Origin of the sequence: Paenibacillus sp. RRE4 (assembly GCF_031844205.1) — a bacterium.
In the GTDB taxonomy this organism is placed as follows: Bacteria; Bacillota; Bacilli; order Paenibacillales; family Paenibacillaceae; genus Paenibacillus; species Paenibacillus xylanexedens_B.
The window spans coordinates 47280-69282 of the sequence record NZ_JAUZUT010000008.1 but is presented as its reverse complement, the minus strand read 5'-3'; the positions used below and the strand labels follow the sequence as shown (position 1 = coordinate 69282).

The following is a 22003-nucleotide window of genomic DNA, read 5'->3' as shown; positions in this document are numbered from 1 at the left end:
AGTAAACGGATTGAATGGAATAATGGCATCCCCTGGCTAAGGCTTGGATACAGGATGCGCGAACCTGGGGAAAGAAGGGATTCATAATGGTCTATGTAGCTGCTGATACTCGCTATGAAACGATGAAATATAACCGCGTGGGACGTTCGGGCCTGAAGCTGCCAGCGATTTCACTTGGACTGTGGCATAATTTTGGTGGAATTAACAGTCTGGAGAATGGACGCAACATGATTACGCGTGCGTTTGATCTCGGGATTACCCATTTTGATTTGGCGAACAATTATGGCCCACCTGCAGGTTCAGCGGAGCAACTGTTTGGTCAGGTGCTGGCTCAGGATCTGAAACCATACCGGGATGAACTGATTATCTCCACCAAAGCGGGATATTATATGTGGCCAGGGCCTTACGGTGAGTGGGGGTCCCGCAAATACTTGATTTCCAGTCTGAATCAGAGTCTGACTCGAATGGGACTGGATTATGTAGATATATTTTATTCACACCGTTATGATCCAGATACACCACTGGAAGAAACCATGATGGCACTTGATCAACTGGTTCGTTCAGGCAAGGCACTTTATGTGGGCATCTCCAATTATCCTGCAGAGCAAACGAAACAGGCGGCCGAGATTTTGAAAAGCTTAGGTACACCGCTATTGATTCATCAGCCAAGGTACTCCATGCTGGATCGCTGGATTGAGGATGGGCTTCAGGATGTGCTAGATGAGTATGGAGCAGGCAGTATCGCGTTTTGTCCATTGGAGCAAGGCGTTCTTACGAACAAATATTTGAATGGGATTCCGGAAGATTCACGTGCCAAAGGCCCTTCTGTATTTCTGAATGAAAATAATATCTCTCCCGAGACACTTCGTAAGGTACGTGCTCTGAATCAGATTGCGGCATCCCGTGGTCAGAGTCTTGCCCAGTTTGCACTGGCATGGGTACTGCGCAATGGAAGAGTCACGTCTGCGCTAATTGGCGCAAGCCGTCCGTCTCAGATTGAAGAGAACGTAGCTGCGCTTAGTCAGCTGGAGTTTTCTGCGGACGAACTGGAGCGGATAGAATCCATTTTGCGACCAGAGTCTACGAATAAAAATAAAGATTAGAATCTGTCCCGTGTATGGGGAGCGTCTACAAATAAATCATAACCAAAAAGTGCATCTTAGCCATAAAGGCAAGGTGCACTTTTTATTTTGAACATGTGGGCCAAATTCAGACATTCTGTACTTTTTGTTCATTTATTTTACGATGTGATGTTCTCTCTTTTATGTGGATAAGTGATCTTACGTACCTTTTGAACGTGACGGACGCGCAAGCAGTTTCTCCCGATAGAGAGTGGGGGCTTCACCGTGGAAACGTTTGAATTGACGGGAAAAATACAGAGCATCAGGCATACCGACAGATGCAGATACCTGTTCAATTGACAAGTCTGGCCGTTCCCGCAGTAATTGACGTGACTTGTCGATCCGCAGTTTCAACAGATAGGTCACAGGGGTGAGTCCGGTTTCATGTTTGAAAATACGCGACAGGTACGCACGGTTATATCCGAGACTCTCCGACATTTGTTCAATGGATACGGGGTAAGCGTATTGAGTGGACATATATTGAATCATCTGTTTTACCGTCCGCCGGATGGAGGATTCTCCTGATGTTAATGTCTGCCCCTCGGAGAGATGGGTCTGGGCCTCGGCTAAAATCATATACAGTGTACCGAGTGATGTATAATGGGCACTTTCTTTTCGCTCGGCAAAAGCATCTTGCATGACCGACAACCAGTTGGATATGTCACAGGCTATACCGGCATGAAAAACCGATTTTTCGGGCCTGAACCCGGCCCGTTCAACGTGCTGGACAGCTTCACTGCCTGTAAAGGCAATCCAGCGGTATTGCCACGGCTTGCGGGCGTGGGATTGGTAGCTTACCAGTTGTCCCGGATGGATCAAAAAACAATCGCCTGCGGCGAGATCGTAGGTGTGCAGCTCCGTACGGAACGTACCAGCTCCTTTTTCTACATAGTGCAAAAGATAATAATCATATAGCTTCGGTCCAAGTGCATGTCCAGGGAGAGTCTGGCTTGCACCGGCAAACAGGACATGAAGTGCCCCTCGGTTATCATAGGTGGGATTGGAGGCAACCGAATAACTAAGTGCTCCGCTTTTGCTTACCCCTGTTTCCTGTGAGGGCCTGGAACTGGATGAACCTGTTGTGTTAAGAGATGTTTCTGCCGGATTTATTTTGGAATCTTTCATGTGGAATCCTTCTTTCCGTTGATTAGAGCCTCGGTCGTTAGATTCATTATATGATTAAAGGTCACATTTATCCATATGAATCACACATGGTTTCATTTTAAGAGAGATCACTTCCTTGTATAATAACATTAAGAAAACCACAACAAAGAGGCGAGGTGCATCGGCTTTGAATGTAACTGATTTGCAACAAAAGTTTATTGAGAAGTACGGAGAAAGTGGAGCGGACATCCGTGTATTTCATGCCCCTGGGCGTGTGAATCTGATTGGTGAACACATCGACTACAATGGTGGTTATGTGCTCCCGGCCGCGCTTGAGTTTGGCACAACCTTGCTCATTCGTGAACGTAAGGATAACGAATTGCAGCTGGCTTCTACCAATATGGCTTACGAGGGGATTCTGGACAGAGCCACCATTGGTCAGGAGAAAACGGGAGAGTGGACGGACTACCCGATAGGCGTCATGGTACAGCTTCAAGGCAAAGGTGTGCAAGTGACGAGAGGGTATGATTTACTCTACCACGGTGAAATACCAAATGGCGCAGGACTTTCCTCATCAGCATCTCTGGAGGTTCTCACCGGGTATGCTATTCAATCGATGGAAGGGATCGCGGACATCGATACAGTGGAACTTGCGCTTTTGTCCCAGAAAGCAGAGAATGAGTTTGTTGGTGTCAACTGCGGTATTATGGATCAGTTTGCTGTAGCCAACGGGGCGAAGGATCATGCGATTCTGCTGATGTGTGATACGCTGGAGTACGAGAAGGTTCCTTTCCGTACAGGTGCTTACAAACTGATTATCGGTAACACAAACAAACGCCGTGGTTTGGTCGATTCGGCTTACAATGAGCGGCGCTCTCAATGCGAGCAGGCACTTGCCATTTTGAAGGAACAGCTGCCTGCACTGAATTACCTGGCTCAATTGAAGCCAGAGCAGTTTGACACCTTACAGGATCAGATCAAGGATGAGAAAGTCAGACAGCGTGCCCAGCACGTTGTGGAAGAAAATGCACGAGTACTTGCATCCGTAGAAGCGCTACAGAACAATGACTTGCAGACGTTTGGACAGCTGATGAATGCTTCACATGAATCATTACGCGATCTGTATGAAGTTAGCTGCAGCGAGCTGGATGTCATGGTTGAGGAAGCGCAACGGATTCCAGGAACACTGGGTGCACGTATGACGGGTGCAGGTTTTGGTGGATGTACAGTGTCCCTGGTACATGAGAATGATGTGGAACGTTTTGTGAGTGAGGTGGGGGCGGCGTACGAAGTACGTACCGGTCTCACAGGTGATTTTTATGTATGTGGCGTAGGCGAAGGTGTTAACGAACTCAAGGAGGCGAAGTAAAATGGCAATTTTGGTGACAGGTGGAGCAGGGTATATTGGTTCTCATACGGTGGCAGCGTTGCTTGAACGTGGCGAAGAGGTCGTTGTGCTGGATAACTTGCAGACAGGACATCGCGAGGCATTGCTTGGCGGTAAGTTGTATGAAGGTGATTTGCGTGACAAGGAAATCTTGACGAAGCTGTTCGCGGAAAATTCGATTGATGCCGTCATTCACTTTGCGGCGAACTCGCTCGTCGGCGAGAGCATGAAAGAACCGGCTAAATACTACGATAATAACGTATTCGGCACACTTTGCCTGCTTGAAGCGATGAATGCAGCGAATGTACGCCGCATCGTCTTCTCTTCTACAGCAGCAACTTACGGCGAACCTGAGAAGGTGCCGATTGAAGAGAGCGACCGTACGGAGCCTACGAATGTATATGGTGAAACCAAATTGATGATGGAGCGCATGATGTCCTGGTTCGACAAAGTGCAGGATATCAAATACGTTTCCCTGCGTTACTTCAACGCAGCCGGTGCACACGAAAGTGGCAAAATCGGTGAAGATCACCAGCCGGAAAGTCACTTGATTCCGCTTGTATTGCAGACGGCATTGAAACAACGTTCACATATCGCTGTATTCGGAGATGACTATGCAACAGAAGATGGCACATGTGTCCGCGACTACATTCACGTTAGCGATTTGGCTGATGCGCATCTGCGTGCTGTGGATTATCTGCGCAAAGGGGAGAACAGCAATGTGTTCAACCTGGGGAACGGCACTGGATTCTCGGTGAAGCAAGTGATCGAAACCGCTAAAAAAGTAACAGGCCTGGATATACCGGTTGTTCAGGAACCACGTCGTGCAGGTGACCCGGCTGTACTGGTGGCATCGTCTGCAAAAGCAAGATCCGTTCTGGGCTGGAACCCGAAATGGACCAATCTGGAAGATGTCATTCAAAGCGCATGGAACTGGCATCAATCACGCCCGGAAGGCTACGGAAAAAACTAGGAGGCGAACATCTTATGTCACAGACTCAACCTGGAGCAGAGGCCACAGAGCGTACACCCGAGCAGCAGGAAGCACTGCATGCCATTGAGCGTCTGGTCGCATTTGCCTTACAGAAAAAATTGATTGAGGAAGCGGATTACGATTATAGCCGCAACCTGCTGATGGAACAGTTCGGATTCTCGGAGCCTTACGCTGGTGAACCGGATGCAACAATCCCTGATAGTCCGCAGAGCATGCTGGACACTCTGATTGACTATGGATATACTATCGGACTCATTCCTGAAAATAGCGATACCTTCCGTGACCTGCTGGACGCGAAAATTATGGGTCACCTGATGGCGCGCCCATCGGAAGTCGTGCGTGCGTTCCGTGAAAAGGAGCAAGCTGAGGGGATCGAGGCGGCAACATCGCAATTTTATGATTTGTCCATTAACTCGAACTACATCCGAATGGATCGCGTATCGAAGAACGTCTATTGGACGCAGGATACTGCTTATGGAGAGATGGAGATCACGATCAACCTTTCGAAGCCGGAGAAGAGTCCAAAGGAAATCGCTATGGCGAAATTGCTTCCACCTCCGGTATATCCGAAATGTCAGCTGTGTCGTGAAAATGTAGGTTATGCTGGTCGGGTGAATCACCCGGCCCGCCAGAATCTGCGTGTCATTCCGCTACAGCTTAACAATGAGCCGTGGTTGTTCCAATACTCGCCGTACGTGTATTACAATGAGCACTGCATTATTTTCCATCATGATCATGTGCCGATGAAACTGACGAAGGATACTTTGCGCAGATTGCTTGCCTTTGTTCAGGAATATCCGCATTACTTTATCGGGTCTAACGCCGATCTTCCAATCGTGGGCGGTTCCATTCTGACCCATGACCACTTCCAGGGCGGACGTCATACTTTTGCCATTCAAAACGCACAGCCAGAGGCGGTCTTCCGCCATGCAGATGCACCAGGGCTGACGCTTAGCCTTGTAAAATGGCCGATGTCCGTGATGCGTTTGCATTCACATGATCCTGCGGAATTGCTAGAAGCAGGTAACGCGGTCTACGAAGCGTGGAAGGTCTACAGTGACTCTGCAGTAGAGATCGAAGCGTTTAGTGAGATCGATGGGGAAAAGGTACCTCACAATACGGTAACTCCAATCGTTCGCCGTAGTGCGGATGGCGGCTTTGAGATGGATCTCGTTTTACGCAACAACCGTACAAATGACGAGCACCCGGAAGGCATTTTCCACCCACACCGTGAAATGCATCATTTGAAAAAAGAGAACATTGGCTTAATCGAAGTCATGGGACTGGCTATTTTGCCGGGACGTCTGAAGCAAGAGCTGGACGGTATTGCCGACATATTGGCGGGGAATACAGAGCTTGCTGAAGCGGCCCAGGCAGCAGATCATGAACTGAACAAACATTTACCGTGGGCAGAAGCGTTGAAGCAGGGGCATGGCTCCAGCTTGACGAAGGAAGAAGCGGTTACCCTTGTACAACAGCAGGTAGGTTTGAAATTTTCTGAAATTCTGGAGCATGCAGGTGTGTACAAACATGATGAAGCTGGGCGTCAGGCATTCCGCCGCTTCGTAAGCAGTATGGGATATACCGAGTAATGAAATCAACAGGCATCCGTTCAATTGTGAACGGGTGCTTTTTGACATGGAATAAGGTGTATAATGAAATAAGGAAATGAAAGAAGAGCGAAGTAGAATGACCCACACTACATAAGGAAAAGGGGACGATTTATTTGGAAAAGCAGCCGCTTAATCTTCCATTTATCTCAGATGCCAAGGAGCTTAAAAGCATGGTTGGAGAATCCAGCGAACGTGTGCGAAATAAAGTCATCTCGTTTGTCGATTCGCATGTGCAGTCATTTATTGCAAAGTCACCCTTGTTTTTCTTGTCCACTTCGGATCAGGATGGAAAATGTGATGTATCACCGCGCGGAGATGAACCCGGCTTTGTTCGTGTATTTGATTCTTATAGACTGGTGTACGCGGAACGCCCAGGAAACCGCCGAATCGATTCCTTGTTAAACATCCTGTCAGATCCAGGTGTAGGCATGTTGTTTGTGATTCCGGGTTTGAATGAAGTGCTGCGTATCAATGGAACAGCTCGGATCACGAAGGATGAAGAATTCATCGCAAGCATGAACTGGAGTGGTAAAACGATTGGAGCCGCCGTCATTGTTGAAGTCGAGGAATGTTTCATTCATTGTCCGCGTGCTTTTCATCAGGCAGGAATATGGGATGCTGGAACATGGGCGAAATCCGAAGAGTTGCCATCCGTGAATGACCTTTTTCAAGCACATCTTAAGATCAACGGATTGAACTAAAGTGAGCGGCTATCGATTTGTTTTTCTATAAAAGGGGTACTATAATTGAGGTTGCACTAAAAACTAAACTCCATTGGAGGCGATTATAGATCATGAGATCTTTTCAATTTTATAACCCGACTCGTCTAATCTTCGGTAAAGGCCAGCTCGAAGCGCTGAAAACCGAAGTGCCGAAATACGGCAAACGGGTTCTGCTTGTATATGGCGGTGGAAGCATCAAACGTAGCGGACTGTATGATCAAGTGCTTGGTTTGCTCAAGGAAATCGGAGCAGAAGTAACGGAGCTCGCAGGTGTGGAGCCGAATCCGCGTCTGTCCACTGTACATAAAGGCGTGGACTTGTGTAAAACACATGGTATTGAGCTCATTCTGGCTGTTGGTGGCGGTAGTGTGCTTGATTGCGCCAAAGCGATTGCCGTCGGGGCGAAGTACGATGGAGACATGTGGGACTTCGCGCAGCGTAAAGCGGTTGCACAAGACGCACTTCCACTCGGCACAGTGCTTACCATGGCGGCTACCGGTTCAGAGATGAACTCCGGTTCCGTAATCACAAACCAGGAAACACAAGAAAAGCTCGGATGGGGCAGTGCGCATTCTTTCCCTGCATTCTCCATCCTTGATCCCGTGAACACATACACGGTACCTAAGGACCAAACGGTATACGGTATGGTGGACATGATGTCTCACGTATTGGAGCATTATTTCCATCTGGATCCGAACACACCTGTTCAGCTCGGCTTCTGCGAGACGATTCTGCGTACCGTTATGGAAGCAGCTCCACGTTTGGTGGATGACCTGGAGAACTACGAACTTCGTGAGACGATTCTGTATTGTGGAACGATGGCACTTAATGGCGTGCTGAACATGGGACTTGCGGGAGACTGGGCAACGCACAATATTGAACATGCGGTATCAGCAGTTTATGATATCCCGCATGGCGGTGGACTTGCAATCCTGTTCCCACACTGGATGAGACATAACCTTGACGTGAAGGTAGATCGTTTCAAACGTCTTGCGATCAACGTGTTTGACGTGAACCCTGAAGGTAAATCCGACAGACAGATTGCCGAGGAAGGCATTGATGCACTCAGCAAGTTCTGGACATCCATTGGTGCACCAAACCGTCTGGCCGACTATGATATTGATGACAGTCAGATTGAGGTTATGGCGGATAAAGCGATGCTGTTCGGGCCGTTCGGGAACTTTAAAAAGCTGCAACGTGAAGATGTGGTATCCATCTACAAAGCTTCGCTGTAAGTGAGTTTAAGAAGCTTGGCTTGTAAGCTTAATAATCATTGGACTACTGATATAAACGCAAGTTTCCTTTTGGAGGCTTGCGTTTTTTAATGCCTGGACTACTGTGAATCACATCCTTGATTCCACACCGTGAATTTGCATGGAAGAGAGAAATGGAGCATTCCTGAATATTATGATGCTAATACCCATTAGCGGCTTCTCAATACAACTCAGGAAAGATTTTGAAACATTTTGCCTGGATGTACGTATTTATTTACATGTGGAATGCACAGTTGGGAGAAATTGCAGCGGAGAGGAGGAAGAGGGGATGGAAGCAATCTATTGGGGATGTCTCATCGGTGGTGCCGTTTTTGCCATTGTCAGTCTGGTGCTAGGTGACTTGATTGACGGTTTGCTGGATGGTGCTTTCGAAATGCCTGGTGTTGATTTTTTTAAACCTGTTGTACTGGCGGGGTCCATCACTGCTTTTGGTGGAGCAGGCATACTACTGACGCGGTACAGCTCTCTTAGTGTGATGTCGAATCTGATCTTATCCCTGCTAATCGGTATTGCTGCAGCCATGCTGGTATTCTTCGCATATATCAAACCGATGCGTAACAGTGATGTATCAATTGGGTTCTCTATGAAGGAGTTAGCGGGTAAAATCGGTGAAATTACGATTCCGGTACCGGCAAACGGATTTGGTGAAGTCATGATTCGTTTTGCTTCTGGCAACACCATTCAGACAGCATCCAGCTTCGAACAGCTACCCATTGCGGCGGGGGCACGAGTGGTTGTCATCGATGTGGTGGACGGAGTACTGCGCGTATCCGAGTGGGAAGAAGATGTACTTAAGGATGTCTAGGTCAGTGAAATTTCCTAAATAATGCGGGGGGACTGACGAGAGCGGAATGATTTTAATACTTACGAGATAAGGGGAGAGATGTGAATGGGTAATCTGGATTGGGATGTATTGTTAATTCCTGTCGTGGTTGTTGGTGTAATTTTGATCTTAGGTTTAGCTTTCTGGGCGAGATACAAAACGGTTGGTCCCGACGAAGCGATGATTGTAACCGGTTCATTCTTGGGCAGTAAAAATATTTCAGAAGACGAGTCAGGACGGAAAATCAAAATCGTGCGTGGTGGCGGTGCGTTTATCCTGCCTGTGTTCCAACAATCGGAGTTTATTTCATTGCTGTCACACAAGCTTGATGTTTCCACTCCGGAAGTGTACACAGAACAGGGTGTTCCGGTTATTGCTGACGGGGTCGCGATCATTAAGGTTGGAAGCGCTGTAGAGGATGTTGCAACGGCTGCTGAGCAATTTATTGGCAAACCGGTTGATGCGCTCAGGGGGGAAGCCCAGGAAGTGCTGGAGGGGCATTTGCGGGCCATTCTCGGTACGATGACGGTGGAAGAGGTGTACCGGAACAGAGATCGTTTTGCTCAAGAGGTCCAAGGCGTGGCAGCACGGGATCTGAAAAAGATGGGGCTGCAGATCGTTTCTTTTACCATTAAGGATGTTCGTGATAAACAAGGGTACTTGGACGCACTTGGTAAACCAAGAATCGCAGCCGTGAAACGTGATGCCGAAATTGCCGAAGCGGAAGCGATGCGGGATGCACGGATTCAGAAGGCAAATGCCGAAGAACAAGGGCAGAAGGCCGAGCTGCTGCGGGATACCAACATTGCCGAAGCAGCCAAAGAGAAAGAGTTGAAGGTCGCTGCGTTTAAACGTGATCAGGACACAGCCAAGGCCGAAGCGGATCAGGCGTATCATATCCATGAAGCACGTGCAAGACAAACGGTTGTTGAAGAACAGATGAAAGTCGAACTTGTACGTAAAGAGCGTGAGATTGACTTGCAGGAAAAAGAGATTACGGTGCGTGAGAAACAATATGATGCGGAAGTGAAGAAAAAAGCGGAAGCGGATCGTTACGCTGTTGAGCAGGCGGCGGAAGCAGATAAAGCGAAAAGAATGCGTGAAGCCGATGCAGTTCAATACTCCATCGAAACTCAAGCGAAGGCAACCGCCGAGCAGAAACGACTTGAAGGTCAGGCCATTGCGGATGCAGAGCGGGCAAAAGGTACAGCCGATGCAGAAGTTATCCGTTTGCGCGGTCTTGCCGAAGCGGAAGCCAAAGAAAAATTGGCTGAGGCGTTCCAGAAGTTCGGGGAAGCTGCGGTACTTGATATCATTGTCAAAATGCTGCCTGAACTGGCTGGTAAAATCGCTGAGCCAATCTCCTCGATTGACAAGCTGACGGTAGTAGATACAGGTAAAGGCGAGGGGGCTGCACGTGTCAGCAACTACGTCACGGAACTGATGGCTACCGCACCTGAGATGTTGAAAAGTGTGTCAGGCATCGACGTGGAGCAACTGATCAAAGGGTTGACCAAATCGAAAACAGCTACACCAGTGGCTGTGCAATCGAGTGAACCGGTAAAGTCAAGCCCATCTATTATCGAGAGCATTGTAGAGCGCGGCGATAGTAAAGAGTAAGAACTGGTAGCGTAATTACACGGCGGGTCTATTGACCTTATGGCGAATTTTTGTTACTTTTTAAGCGAGACGTCCGGCGCGGTTTGCCCGCTCCGGATGTTTTTTGATTTGGTTGAAGATGTGTCAGGCACATCCAAGATGGTGTGAAAAAAAGAGGTGCAAAAATGAGCAGCCTGCATGTAGATAAAGCGCTAAATAATAATGTAATTATTGCACAGCATCCTGAGCACGGCGAAGTTGTGGTCATTGGCAAAGGCATCGGCTTTAACCGGAAGCCGAGTGACGACATTCCACTGACGGCTGTGGAAAAGATGTTTATTTTGAAAAACCAGCAGGAGCAGGAGCAGTACAAGCAACTTCTTCCGCAGGTGGATGAGGCTTTGATTGAGATTATTAACGAAGTCATCACGTATATCGCAGAGCGTACGGACGTTCCGCTTAATGAACATATTCATATTGCTTTAACGGATCATATTTCTTTTGCCCTTAAACGCAAGGAGCAGGGAATTATCATTCAAAATCCCTTTTTATACGAGACAAGAGAGATCTATCCAGATGAGTATCGGATGGGAGAATATGCGGTTCGTTTAATTAAGGAAAAGATGGGCGTAGATCTTGGCCAAGATGAGATTGGTTTTGTGGCTCTGCATATCTATAGTGCGATGACGAACCAGAACATATCCCAGGTACGAGAGCATTCTCAATTAATTACGGATCTGGTGAACCTGGTTGCGGACCAGCTTGACTATTCCTTCGAAACGCAGTCTTTGGATTATTCCCGTCTGTTGACTCACCTTCGGTTTGCACTGGAACGTGTACGCCGTGGAGATAAGGTGGAGGAGCTACACAAGCTGGATTCCTTGCTCAAATTAGAGTATCCCGAAATGTACTCGCTTGCATGGAAGCTTACTAAGGTGATGGAGAAGCGATTAAAACTGCCCGTATATCCGGCAGAAGTTGGTTATCTAACGATACATCTACAGCGACTGAATCAACGGAAAGAAGAAGAGAATACGTGAAATCATGTCAGAAACTTTAGCGAAATTACGTTTTTTTCTGTAAAGGCTTGCAATGCGTCTGAAGTGGTGCTACAATGGTGACCGTAATCAAGCAACTGAATAAACATAAGCGACGTGTTACTGACTCGATCAGGCATGAGTTAATTAGAGTGTGATTGTTCTACCTTTTTAAGGGTATGCTATACCCCAAGGTAGGCACAGTTCACTTTTATTAGTTCATGCCTTTTTTGTGTTCCCTTGCTTGCATCACGACATACAGACTTAGACGAAAGGAAGAATACGACGCGATGTTTAAAAAGCTTTTTGGTGTATTGCAAAGAGTAGGTAAAGCTCTCATGTTGCCTGTAGCGATCTTGCCAGCCGCAGGTTTGCTGCTCGGAATCGGTAACATGCTGGTGAATCCGGATTTCCTGCAATATGTGACTGCGCTCGATACCCCTTGGGTAAACTCGATTGCAACTATAATGATGAACGCAGGTCAGATCGTATTTGATAATCTGGCATTGCTGTTTGCTGTCGGGGTAGCTGTTGGACTCGCTGGCGGTGAAGGTGTAGCAGGACTTGCAGCCATCATCGGTTACCTGGTCATGAATGTGACTTTGGGTTCTGCAGTAGGCGTTACGCCTGCTATGATCGGCAAAGTACCTGGTTACGCAAGTATCCTGGGTATTCCTACACTAAGCACAGGGGTGTTTGGAGGTATCATCATTGGTATCGCCGCAGCACTGTGTTACAATCGGTTCTTCAAAATCGAACTGCCGTCTTACCTTGGATTCTTCGCAGGTAAACGATTTGTTCCTATTGTCACCTCGGTAGTTTCCCTGTTGTTAGGGTTACTGCTTGTGGTCATCTGGCCACCAATTCAAAACGGATTAAATGCCATTTCTCACTTCATGGTAGATACCAGCCCGACTTTGTCGGCCTTTATCTTCGGTGTTGTAGAACGGTCACTGATTCCGTTTGGTCTGCATCACATTTTCTACTCCCCATTCTGGTTTGAGTTCGGTGAGTATGTGAACAAAGCCGGCGATGTCATTCGCGGGGACCAAAAGATTTTCTTCAGCCAGCTGCGTGATGGCGTTGCGCTGACAGCGGGAACGTTCCAGGTTGGTAAATTCCCGTTCATGATGTTCGGTTTGCCAGCAGCCGCACTTGCGATGTACCATGAAGCAAGACCTGAGCATAAAAAATATGTTGCGGGTATCATGGGTTCAGCTGCACTGACATCATTCCTGACAGGGATCACAGAACCACTCGAGTTCTCGTTCCTGTTCGTAGCACCGATTTTGTTTGCAGTACACTGTATCTTTGCAGGTTTGTCCTTCATGACGATGCAATTGCTCGATGTCAAAATCGGGATGACCTTCTCAGGCGGCTTCATTGACTTCCTGATCTTTGGTATCATTCCAAACCGCACGCCATGGTGGGATGTTATTATCGTTGGTTTGATCCTTGCTGTGATCTATTACTTCGGTTTCCGATTCATCATTCGCAAGTTCAATCTCAAAACACCTGGACGTGAAGAGGCAGCTGCGGAAACTGCATCTGGCGGTTCTTCAGGCTCCACGGACGATCTGCCTCACAATATCCTTGAAGCCTTTGGCGGTAAGGAAAATATTAAACATCTGGATGCATGCATTACTCGTTTGCGGATTGAAGTGAATGAGAAATCCAATGTACAGAAAGATCGTTTGAAACAATTGGGTGCATCTGGTGTGCTTGAAGTGGGTAATAATGTTCAAGCCATCTTCGGAACACGTTCCGATACGATCAAGTCCCAAATGCAAGATATTATTGCAGGGCGTACACCTGCACCGACTCCGGTTGCTGAAGTTAAACCAACTCCTGAAGAGGAGAAAGCACAGGGAGAACAAGGTGAACGCATTGTGGCAGAGGATATCGTCATGCCAGTCAATGGTGAGCTGATGGATATTACCAACGTACCAGATCCGGTCTTTGCTGAAAAAATGACAGGTGACGGGTTCGCCATTTTGCCACATGACGGAACGATTACATCCCCTGTGTATGGTAAAGTATTTAATGTATTTCCAAGCAAACATGCCGTAGGTATCATGTCCGACGGCGGTAAGGAAGTGCTTGTACACATAGGTGTTAATACGGTGAAGCTGAAAGGTCAAGGTTTCAACGTACTGGTTCAGGAAGGTGACCTGGTATCTGCAGGACAACCGATTATGGAAGTGGATCTGGAGTATGTCAAAGCGAACGCCCCTTCGATCATTTCTCCGGTGATATTCACCAACCTGCCAGAAGGCTCTACGGTCACTTTGAAGAAGAGTGGCGTGCTCAAAGTTGGCGATCAGCCGATCATTGAGATAAAATAAGAACTGTTCCAACGATGGCAAGCAAGTGTAAATATACGCAATGCCTAAAACTAAACTACCGAAAGCGAGATGATTGTAATGCAACAAACATTCAGAATTACAGACGAAGATGGTATCCACGCACGTCCGGCAACTGCCCTGGTTAATACAGCAAACAAATTCAAAGGTGCTGAATCCTTCGCAGAAGCTAACGGCAAAAAAGTAACATTGAAATCCATTCTGGGCGTTCTTTCCCTCGGTCTGGAGCAAGGTGACACCATCAGCATCATCGTTGAAGGTGAAGGCGAAGCTGAAGCTCTACAAGCTCTGACAGACGTTATGGTTAACGAAGGGTTGGGCGAAATTAATGCTTAATGTTTCCGGGATCGCGGCTTCGGCGGGTATTGCTATCGCCAAGGCGTTTATCTTGGAGCATCCTGACTACTCTGTAGAAAAACGCCAGATTAACGACGTTGACGCAGAGATCGCTAAACTTGACTCGGCGCTGGGTAAATCCCGCGCTGAGCTTGAGGCGATCAAAGAGCGTACTTTACAAGAGCTGGGCGAGAAAAAAGCGGAGATTTTTGCATCGCATTTGCTCATCCTGGATGACCCGGAGCTGATTGATCCGGTGAAAGCGAAGATCGCTGATGACATGATCAATGCAGAATTTGCACTGAATGAAACAGCTTCCCAGTTCATCTCGATGTTCGAAAACATGAAGAGTGCATACCTGCAAGAGCGTGCTGCGGATATGCGTGACGTTACGAAGCGTGTGCTAAATCACTTGCTTGGCATCGACTTCATGAGCCCGGCTGAAATCAGTGAAGAAGTGATTGTGCTTGCGGAGGATCTAACACCTTCCGATACAGCTCAATTGAACCGTCAATACGTAAAAGGTTTTGCAACCAACATCGGTGGACGTACTTCTCACTCCGCTATCATGGCTCGTTCGCTTGAGATTCCGGCTGTGGTTGGAACAAAAGACATCTTGGCTCAAGCGAAACAAGGAGACTTGATTATTGTTGACGGTCTGGACGGTCAAGTTCTGGTTAACCCTACAGATGACATCGTTGCTGAATACCGTGCCAAACAGGAACAGTATGATGCACAGCGTGCGGAGTGGAGAAAACTGCGTGACGAACCAACAGTTACGGTGGACAACGTTCATGTGGAACTGGCTGCAAATATCGGTACGCCGAACGATGTAACAGGTGTATTGGAAAACGGCGGCGAGGCGGTAGGCTTGTATCGTACCGAGTTCTTGTACATGGGCAGAGACAAGCTTCCCTCCGAAGACATTCAGTACAATGCTTATAAAGCGGTACTCGAAAAAATGGAAGGCAAACCTGTTGTAGTTCGTACACTTGACATCGGTGGAGACAAAGAGCTTCCTTATCTGGATCTGCCAAAAGAAATGAATCCATTCCTCGGCTTCCGCGCAGTTCGTCTGTGTCTGGACCGTCTGGATATCTTCCGTACTCAATTGCGTGCGTTGCTGCGTGCAAGTGTACACGGAAACTTGCGTGTCATGTTCCCTATGATCGCAACACTGGGTGAATTCCGTGAAGCCAAAGCTGTCCTGCTCGAAGAGAAGGACAAGCTGGTTGCTGAAGGGATCGCTGTTTCCGACAGCATTCAACTCGGGATCATGGTCGAAATTCCATCAACAGCTGTGATGGCGGATCAATTCGCCAAAGAAGTGGACTTCTTTAGTATCGGTACTAACGATCTGATTCAGTACACGATGGCTGCTGACCGGATGAACGAGCGTGTATCTTATCTTTATCAGCCATACAACCCAGCCATTTTGCGTTTGGTCAAAATGGTTATCGATGCAGCGCATCGTGAAGGTAAATGGGCTGGCATGTGCGGTGAGATGGCAGGAGACGAAACAGCAATTCCGTTGTTGCTTGGTCTTGGACTGGATGAGTTCAGCATGAGCGCAACCTCCATTCTGCCAGCGCGTAGCCAGATCACCAAGCTGTCCCGTGCGGACATGCAAGAACTGGCTGCCAAAGCTTTGGAAATGCAAACCGCTGAACAAGTGGTTGAACTGGTTCAAAGTATTCAAGCGTAATTTTGCCGGAGTTTCCTCCGGATTTGAGGTTTTCTTTTTCCGAATAAAGGGCTGCGTTCATGCAGCGATATTGCCGGTGTCCACGATTTAGTGGGGACCGGCTTTTTTTGCTTTTTTATTGTAGTGACAGAATAGCTGTTCTTACAAGTGGATAAATTAAAATCCCCTTATGGGAGTGAGAGAATATCTCATCACGCACAGGGGGACTCTGTCATTAAAGTAGACTGTGTAAAAAGTTTAACTTATTTAGCTACAAGCACAGTTTAATACAGGTTTACGTGCTGCGGTCGTTTCATCGAGACGAGTTACCGGCGTGCCGTACGGAGCATTGAGCACCAATTCCGGTGTTTCTTCTGCTTCCTTCGCAATACGGATCATTGTATCGATAAATCCGTCCAACGTTTCTTTGCTCTCGGTTTCCGTCGGCTCAATCATGATGCACTCCTCGACATTAAGCGGGAAGTATATGGTTGGCGGGTGATAGCCAAAATCCAGCAGGCGTTTGGCCACATCCAGTGTGCGTACACCATACTGCTTCAGGCCGCGCCCTGACATGACAAATTCATGTTTGCATACGCCAGGATAAGGAATCTCGTAATGAGGTGCAAGCCGAGCCATCATATAATTGGCGTTGAGTACAGCGCATTCGGATACACGGCGAAGGCCCTCCGGTCCATAAGTGCGGATATAAGCATAAGCACGAACAAGAATACCGAAGTTACCATAATAGGCTTTGACCCGACCGATCGATTGATCTCCTTCGTAATCCAGAGCGTATATGCCTTGATCATTTTGAACAACCATCGGTTTAGGCAAGAACGGGATCAGGCGGCTCTTCACACCGACAGGTCCGGCACCAGGTCCACCACCACCGTGAGGTGTGCTCATCGTTTTATGCAAGTTCAGATGCACCACATCAAAGCCCATATCTCCCGGACGTGTAATGCCCATGATGGCATTGGAGTTGGCTCCGTCATAATACAACAATCCGCCAGCTTCGTGCACGATGGACGCAATCTCTTGAATATCCTTCTCAAACAAACCGAGCGTATTCGGATTCGTCAGCATAAGGGCTGCGGTATCTGAACCGACTGCAGCGCGGAGAGCATCCAGATCTACCAAACCGTCCGTCCGCGACGGGATTGTCACCGTTTCGAATCCTGCTACGGTTGCGCTGGCCGGGTTCGTGCCATGAGATGAATCGGGTACGATTACCTTGGTACGCATTTCACCACGGCTCTCGTGATAAGCTCGAATCATCATAAGCCCGGTCCATTCCCCGTGTGCTCCGGCAGCGGGTTGCAGAGTTACGGCATCCATACCTGTCAGACCAGCAAGATCATTTTGTAAAGTATGGAGCAGTTCGAGAGCACCTTGAAGACTGGATTCATGCTGATACGGATGGATCTTGGCAAAGCCGTTGTAACGTGCTACATCTTCATTAATCTTTGGATTGTATTTCATTGTACAGGAACCAAGCGGGTAAAAGCCGTTATCTACCCCGAAGTTGCGGCGCGACAATGCCGTATAGTGACGAATAACATCAACCTCGAATACTTCCGGCAACGCGGCCGCTTCCGAGCGTAGCATTTCCCGGGGAATCAAGGTGTCAGCATCCTGACGGGGAACATCACATTCCGGCAGGGAATAGGCCACACGTCCAGGACTGCTCAATTCGAAAATCAGAGTTTGTTCGGGAGCAACGGATGGTGCGACTTGTTGCGTAAAGGTTGAGGCCCCTTGGGCTTGTGAGTCCATTCCAGTCGGCTGATTGACTGACTGATGTAGGTTAGAAGTTTCCAGTGAAGTACCCGCAATGTTTGCTTTTGTAGTTGTTTCCTGAGTCACAGCAATCCCTCCAATACACGTGCGAATTCATCGATCTCTTCTTTGCTGCGTCGTTCGGTGACCGCAATGAGCAGATGTCCTGCCAGTTCCGAATATTCACGTCCGAGTTCATAACCGCCGATGAAGCCTGCATCCAGCAGTTTCAGTTGAAGAGCATCCACATCGGTTCCTTCAGGGAGCTGGATGACGAATTCGTTAAACGTAGGGGCAGTAAAAGTAAGGCTGACTCCGGGAATAGCTGTTAACATATTTCGTGCATAGTGACTCTTCTGCAAATTCAGATCAGCAACATCAATCATGCCCTGTCTTCCCAGCGTAGACATATAGACGGAAGCGCTTAGCGCTAACAATGCCTGATTGGAACAGATGTTGGACGTCGCCTTTTCACGGCGAATGTGCTGTTCACGTGCTTGCAACGTAAGCACAAAACCGCGTTTGCCGTTGCGATCGGTCGTCTGGCCGACGATTCGGCCAGGAATCCGGCGCATGTGAGCCTGGGACACGGCGAAGTATCCGCATGTGGGTCCGCCGAGCGAAGCAGCGATTCCGAGGGGCTGCGCATCGCCTACAACGATGTCGGCCCCCAGCTTGCCTGGGGCTTCCAGCAGACCGAGCGACAGCGGGTTAGCACTTACCACAAGCAGTCCTTTGTGCGTGTGCACGAGGTCGGCAGCCTGTTTTACATTTTCCACGGCACCAAAGAAGTTCGGGCTTTGAATCATAACCGCTGCTGTATCGTCTGAGATAGCCGCTTGCAACGCATCCCAATCCGTAACCCCATCTTTGTAACCAATCTCTACAATCTCCAGACTGAGGCCATGCGCGTACGCTTGCAATACTTGACGGGCTTCCGGGTGAACGGTACGAGATACGATAAGCTGCTTCCGGCGAGTGGCTGCGGCGGCAAGATTGCCTGCTTCTGCAAAGGCCGTTGCACCGTCATACATACTCGCATTGGCTACCGCCATACCTGTCAACTCGCAAATATACGACTGGAATTCGAAGATGGCTTGTAATTCCCCTTGGCTGATCTCCGGCTGATATGGGGTATAGGCAGTATAAAACTCAGAACGGGAAATGACATGGTTGATAACCGAAGGGATGTGGTGGTCATAGATGCCTGCGCCAAGGAAACTGGCATGTGTCTCGAAGTTGGCATTGGAGCCAGCCTGTTTCGACATATGGCGGGTTAAGGCATATTCATCCAGTTTGGAAGAGACAGGCAACTCGCCCTGATAACGAATCTCCTGCGGGATATCTTTAAACAGATCTTCAATCGAATCCACACCGATTGTGGCGAGCATCGCGCTCTGATCTTGTTCGGTCATGGGAATGTAGCGGTGCTTGCTCATGCTTGCTCAGCTCCTTGAGTAGGTGTCTTTGGCGTACGTGTCCGTTTATGAAAAGGGGTCTTGACGACCTCGGCTTTCAGCTTTTTGCCACGAATCTCAATCTCCAGCGGAGTGCCTATTGCAGCATGATTGCTGTCAATTAGGGCAAGGCCAAGATTACGCTTCAAAGTTGGGGACTGTGTTCCGGTTGTCACTTCACCAATCTGAACGCCACCCGCATAGATCGGGTAATGTGGCCGTGGTATACCACGCTCCAGCACTTCGATGCCGATCAGCTTGCGGGCAGGGCCGTCATTTTTTTGTTGCAACAAAGCTTGATGTCCAATAAAAGGTCCGGCATTTAACTTCACGAACATCCCAAGTCCTGCCTCCAGTGGAGAGATGGTTGGTGACAGCTCCTGACCGTACAAAGGCAACTTTGCTTCGAATCGCAGTGTATCACGCGCACCAAGTCCCGCTGGAACGAGGCCCACATCAGCACCTGCTTCCATCAGTCCGTTCCATACCAGAGCCGCCTGATCTGCTGCAACATACAGTTCAAAACCATCTTCACCTGTATATCCAGTGCGCGACAGTAGCAACTTTATTCCACATACCTCGGCATGCTGTACGAAGCGGAACGGTTCAATGGACCTTGCATCCACCTCTGAACCTGTAACCTTCGAGAGAATATCGACCGCTAAAGGGCCTTGTAGCGCCAGTAACGCCGTTTGCTCGGAATCATTGGTCATGTTTACGCCAGGTACGATATGCTCCTGAAGCCACGCCCAATCCTTGTCGATATTAGAGGCATTGACAACCAGCATGTAGTGTTGCTCCGCCAGTTTGTAGATCAGCAGATCATCTACTACACCACCATCGGGATAACACATCAGCGTGTATTGTGCCTGACCTGGTACAATTGCGGTCACATCGTTGGTTGTCATGTGTTGTAAAAAGGCTTCCGCCTGTTCACCCGTTACGGTGAATTCGCCCATATGGGATACATCAAACAGCCCGGCGCGCTCGCGTACGGCTTCATGCTCTTTTTGAATACCGCTAAACTGCACGGGCAACTCCCAGCCGCCAAAATCAATGCAACGTACACCTTCATATTGCGCATATAGGGGGAAGAGTGGTGTTCTTAACAAATCAGACATCCAATCACCTCGTCATGGGCCGTTAGTAGGCCAAGTATGAAAACACGTTCTGTGAGCCAGATCATTAATGCTTAAGTAGTTTTAGTATTCGAGACTTAACAGCCGACCGTTCTACATTTTTTCATTTGTTATGTTTAGTACGATCCTGGAACCTGCAATTCATTTTTTGGGAAAAAGGAAAAGGACAGGCCAAAGAACCGGCATGCCAAGTAGCACGCTGTATTCTTAGGCTCTGTCCCTTGTACCTGAGAGTTACCCCGCCGTTTATTCAGACAGGTTTCCCCTTGGGTGATCATAACATCCATATAGGACGATTAGATGCTCTCCAGAGTTGCGTCCTGTAAAAGTCCTTTTGCCTGAGAGATTCACCCCCGCTTGTCGGTGGTTTACTCCTTCGGCGCCGCCTCATGCACATCCCCAAACCGGGTGTACGGGCAATCTCTCCCTTTACATTCATCCGCGGTTCATACGTAGTCCAATTAACTTCAGTTGCTCTTCTCATTAAAACGTGGATACACTCTGGATGTCAAGAACAATATCATTAAAATTGTGTAAAATACGAATATTTAATTATAAATACTCATAAATGTTCGTTTATTCTGAAAGAGTGCGCTTACTATTCTAATATTCACCATTATATGCAGAAAGAGTAGTGTAAGGTTACACACGGTGAGGTGTCTAAATTTAAATAAACTGTGAGCTAACTTGACATTTGAATCTGAAATATCATACGCTATTGTTTGGGAAAAAGGTGAAGGTCAAAGAACGCATGCACTCATTAATGAAAAGCGAGGCGGATATCGATGAGCGAATTGAGAAATGATTTCCTGTACAGTAAAGAGCACGAATGGGTGCAAACCGTAGGGGAGGATACCGTACGTATTGGCATTACCGAGTTCGCGCAGCATCAGCTGGGTGACATTGTGTTTGTGGAATTGCCTGATCTTGAAGCCGGTGTAAAGGCAGAAGACAGCATCGGTACGATTGAATCCGTCAAAACGGTGTCTGATCTGTTCTCACCCGTCAGCGGCACCATTGTTGCAGTGAATGAAGCTTTGCAGGACTCGCCGGAACTGGTGAATAGCTCTCCTTACGAAGAAGGCTGGATGATCGAAATTCGCGTCGATGGAGATGTAACAGCTGCATTATCCACATTGCTGAATGCGGATGCTTATCTTAAACATACTGAGGAATAGAATTAGACCGGATTGTCGAGTTGATTTGTACTTATTGACATATATATAATCTCATTCGAATATAAAAATATTGTTCTTCAAACCTGCGTGAGCTATAGAGCTTATGCAGGTTTTTTGCTGTTTTTTTGGCATATTGGAGGAAATTAAGTAAGAGTAACTTAAAATCGCGAATAAAAAAATGGCAAACGGACCAAGCTATTTTATTGCTTTGCATGTTGTATATGAATAAAGTCATAGGCAGAAAAAACCTTGAGTATCAACGGATTGAGCATATATTCCTAATTAAAAGCGATTACATAATCCAATGTTGTCATCATTGTTCATGACGAAAGTACGCTTTCATTTGATTGAACAGGAAGGGTTTCTCGCTTAGGATTACAGCAGGGGATC

17 protein-coding genes and 2 riboswitches are annotated in these 22003 nt (G+C 47.9%); of the genes, 13 read left to right on the top strand and 4 right to left on the bottom strand.

The genetic code is table 11. The annotated features are described in order from the left end of the window. The first annotated feature begins 86 nt into the window (after window positions 1–86). On the top strand, window positions 87–1103 hold the full coding sequence (mgrA, locus tag Q9R46_RS23935; RefSeq protein WP_311282066.1) for an L-glyceraldehyde 3-phosphate reductase: 1017 nt from the start codon (window positions 87–89) through the stop codon (window positions 1101–1103). A gap of 177 nt (window positions 1104–1280) precedes the next feature. Here mgrA and Q9R46_RS23930 read toward each other — a convergent pair whose 3' ends face one another. After that, window positions 1281–2246 (bottom strand): AraC family transcriptional regulator, encoded by a 966-nt coding sequence (locus tag Q9R46_RS23930; RefSeq protein ID WP_311282064.1) that lies wholly within the window; start codon window positions 2244–2246, stop codon window positions 1281–1283. A 166-nt stretch (window positions 2247–2412) separates the two neighbouring features. On the opposite strand from Q9R46_RS23930, the gene Q9R46_RS23925 reads away from it, so the two are divergent. The 11 genes from Q9R46_RS23925 (at window position 2413) to ptsP (ending at window position 16078) form a co-directional block, all read left to right on the top strand. Beyond that, entirely contained in the window at window positions 2413–3594 is a 1182-nt protein-coding gene (locus Q9R46_RS23925) for a galactokinase (protein ID WP_311282063.1), read from the top strand. A 1-nt stretch (window position 3595) separates the two neighbouring features. After that, the gene (galE, locus tag Q9R46_RS23920) at window positions 3596–4585 is read left to right on the top strand and encodes a UDP-glucose 4-epimerase GalE (RefSeq protein WP_090915498.1); all 990 of its coding nucleotides are present in this window, start codon (window positions 3596–3598) and stop codon (window positions 4583–4585) included. A 14-nt stretch (window positions 4586–4599) separates the two neighbouring features. Then, window positions 4600–6198, top strand: a complete 1599-nt coding sequence (locus Q9R46_RS23915) for a UDP-glucose--hexose-1-phosphate uridylyltransferase (RefSeq protein WP_311282062.1) — start codon at window positions 4600–4602, stop codon at window positions 6196–6198. Between the two features lie 191 nt (window positions 6199–6389). Next, on the top strand, window positions 6390–6920 hold the full coding sequence (locus tag Q9R46_RS23910) for an MSMEG_1061 family FMN-dependent PPOX-type flavoprotein (RefSeq protein ID WP_397386414.1): 531 nt from the start codon (window positions 6390–6392) through the stop codon (window positions 6918–6920). 92 nt (window positions 6921–7012) lie between these two features. Continuing rightward, window positions 7013–8176: an iron-containing alcohol dehydrogenase gene (locus Q9R46_RS23905; protein WP_145332646.1), complete on the top strand. Its 1164-nt coding sequence runs from the start codon at window positions 7013–7015 to the stop codon at window positions 8174–8176. Between the two features lie 307 nt (window positions 8177–8483). Continuing rightward, window positions 8484–9020 (top strand): NfeD family membrane protein, encoded by a 537-nt coding sequence (locus Q9R46_RS23900; RefSeq protein WP_311282059.1) that lies wholly within the window; start codon window positions 8484–8486, stop codon window positions 9018–9020. Between the two features lie 84 nt (window positions 9021–9104). Continuing rightward, entirely contained in the window at window positions 9105–10658 is a 1554-nt protein-coding gene (locus tag Q9R46_RS23895; protein ID WP_311282058.1) for a flotillin lipid rafts scaffold protein FloT, read from the top strand. A gap of 164 nt (window positions 10659–10822) precedes the next feature. Then, window positions 10823–11677, top strand: a complete 855-nt coding sequence (gene glcT / locus Q9R46_RS23890; RefSeq protein WP_311282057.1) for a glucose PTS transporter transcription antiterminator GlcT — start codon at window positions 10823–10825, stop codon at window positions 11675–11677. Window positions 11678–11964: 287 nt separating this feature from the next. After that, window positions 11965–14019 carry a glucose-specific PTS transporter subunit IIBC gene (gene ptsG / locus Q9R46_RS23885; protein WP_311282056.1) on the top strand — a complete coding sequence of 685 codons (2055 nt, stop codon included), beginning with the start codon at window positions 11965–11967 and terminating at the stop codon, window positions 14017–14019. 78 nt (window positions 14020–14097) lie between these two features. Further along, window positions 14098–14373: an HPr family phosphocarrier protein gene (locus Q9R46_RS23880; RefSeq protein WP_036617010.1), complete on the top strand. Its 276-nt coding sequence runs from the start codon at window positions 14098–14100 to the stop codon at window positions 14371–14373. Next, complete coding sequence (ptsP, locus tag Q9R46_RS23875; protein WP_311282055.1) at window positions 14366–16078, top strand: phosphoenolpyruvate--protein phosphotransferase; 1713 nt, start codon at window positions 14366–14368, stop codon at window positions 16076–16078. Before Q9R46_RS23880 ends, ptsP begins: the two co-directional genes overlap by 8 nt. A 246-nt stretch (window positions 16079–16324) precedes the next feature. On the opposite strand, the gene gcvPB is transcribed toward ptsP, so the two are convergent. The 3 genes from gcvPB to gcvT all read right to left on the bottom strand — a co-directional run bounded on the left by gcvPB (window position 16325) and on the right by gcvT (window position 20417). Next, entirely contained in the window at window positions 16325–17836 is a 1512-nt protein-coding gene (gcvPB, locus tag Q9R46_RS23870; RefSeq protein WP_311282106.1) for an aminomethyl-transferring glycine dehydrogenase subunit GcvPB, read from the bottom strand. Window positions 17837–17922: 86 nt separating this feature from the next. Further along, complete coding sequence (gcvPA, locus tag Q9R46_RS23865) at window positions 17923–19278, bottom strand: aminomethyl-transferring glycine dehydrogenase subunit GcvPA (protein ID WP_311282054.1); 1356 nt, start codon at window positions 19276–19278, stop codon at window positions 17923–17925. Then, the gene (gcvT, locus tag Q9R46_RS23860) at window positions 19275–20417 is read right to left on the bottom strand and encodes a glycine cleavage system aminomethyltransferase GcvT (RefSeq protein ID WP_311282053.1); all 1143 of its coding nucleotides are present in this window, start codon (window positions 20415–20417) and stop codon (window positions 19275–19277) included. Before gcvT ends, gcvPA begins: the two co-directional genes overlap by 4 nt. Window positions 20418–20647: 230 nt before the next feature. Continuing rightward, window positions 20648–20748: riboswitch (glycine riboswitch) on the bottom strand. 3 nt (window positions 20749–20751) lie between these two features. Further along, window positions 20752–20874, bottom strand: a riboswitch (glycine riboswitch). Between the two features lie 346 nt (window positions 20875–21220). On the opposite strand from gcvT, the gene gcvH reads away from it, so the two are divergent. After that, on the top strand, window positions 21221–21613 hold the full coding sequence (gene gcvH / locus Q9R46_RS23855) for a glycine cleavage system protein GcvH (RefSeq protein ID WP_145332640.1): 393 nt from the start codon (window positions 21221–21223) through the stop codon (window positions 21611–21613). The last annotated feature ends 390 nt before the right edge of the window (window positions 21614–22003 follow it).